The following is a 432-nucleotide window of genomic DNA, read 5'->3' on the forward strand; positions in this document are numbered from 1 at the left end:
GCCTGCTGTGGCGAATTCTCCTGCTACGCTTGGTTTCCATACCTGCTCTCCTGTGTCACAATCTGAAGAGGAGTATGCAGAAAAATTATCCGGGAAAATACAACGCCGCTGGCTTACCGCTTACGCACGAACCTGGCGGCCGCGCAGGCCATTCTTTTGAGCGCCTGGGCGCAGTCTGGCGGCAACCTCCAAGGTGCTCTCTCTGCCTACAACACGGGTAATACCCGAGGACTCTCCGGGGCACGATACAGTGCCCGCGTATTCGAAAAAGCTGGGGTGCCCAGTATTCCGGGTGGGCATCTAGCCAGGTGAGCGGAATCAAGATGATTGATGGTTTGATTTGCACGCTCTGTGATGGGTTGTAGACGGCTGTCAGAATCCGCATAAATCTGATGGTGGATTTGACTGAGCAATATTGTGACCGTCACGCAA

At 54.2% G+C, this 432-nt stretch carries 1 protein-coding gene; it reads right to left on the reverse strand.

All coding sequences use genetic code 11. The annotated features are described in order from the left end of the window. Positions 1-206: 206 nt before the first annotated feature. Positions 207-432 (reverse strand): hypothetical protein (locus IV91_RS19180; RefSeq protein ID WP_233418458.1); only part of this gene is annotated, 226 nt, incomplete at its 5' end.

Origin of the sequence: Ferrovum myxofaciens, from assembly GCF_000735045.1 — a bacterium.
GTDB classification, from domain to species: Bacteria; Pseudomonadota; Gammaproteobacteria; order Burkholderiales; family Ferrovaceae; genus Ferrovum; species Ferrovum myxofaciens.